The 587-nt window shown below is 44.5% G+C and carries 1 protein-coding gene; it reads left to right on the top strand.

Annotated elements, in window-relative coordinates; genetic code table 11:
- Positions 1–25: 25 nt before the first annotated feature.
- A partial coding sequence (locus GJV78_RS22755) for an AMP-binding protein (RefSeq protein ID WP_330998851.1) occupies positions 26–587 on the top strand: 562 nt, incomplete at its 3' end.

Genomic DNA, 587 nt, shown 5'->3' with positions numbered 1-587 from the left:
TGCGGGGAGTGAGGACAACCCGCAGGTGCAGGGGCTGACGTCACGGCATCTGGCGTACGTGATCTACACGTCGGGCTCGACCGGGCAGCCCAAGGGGGTGATGGTGGAACATCAGCAAATTGTAAACTCAACGCGAGCCAGAAATGGAGTTTATGTCGCTGGGAGAACTATCCTTTTGCCTTCTTTCTCTTTCGATGCATCTGTGGGAATAATATTCCATGTTATTACAAGTGGCAGCCCATTGGTTCTGCTAATGTCAGACGATAATCTTGAAATATCAGTGCTAAGCCGTAGGATTAGCGAGTACCAAATAGAAGTTTGGTTAAGCAGCCCATCTCTTTATCAGACGCTTTTGAATTACAATCATGAATCATTAACTTCGTTAAGATATGTAATTCTTGGTGGTGAGGCACCACCAAAGACTTTGCAACAAGACCATTTCTCTACAAAAGAAATAGAAGCTTCATTATATCTGGAGTATGGTCCAACAGAGACTACGGTATGGAGTACAGTAAGAGAAATACCTTCTGTTGAATCGTTGAATATAATAGGCCGTCCAATAGCCAATACGCGGCTGTATCTGTTAA

This window comes from Intestinirhabdus alba (assembly GCF_009711095.1).
Taxonomy (GTDB): Bacteria; Pseudomonadota; Gammaproteobacteria; order Enterobacterales; family Enterobacteriaceae; genus Intestinirhabdus; species Intestinirhabdus alba.
This window is presented reverse-complemented; position numbering and strand designations above follow the sequence as displayed.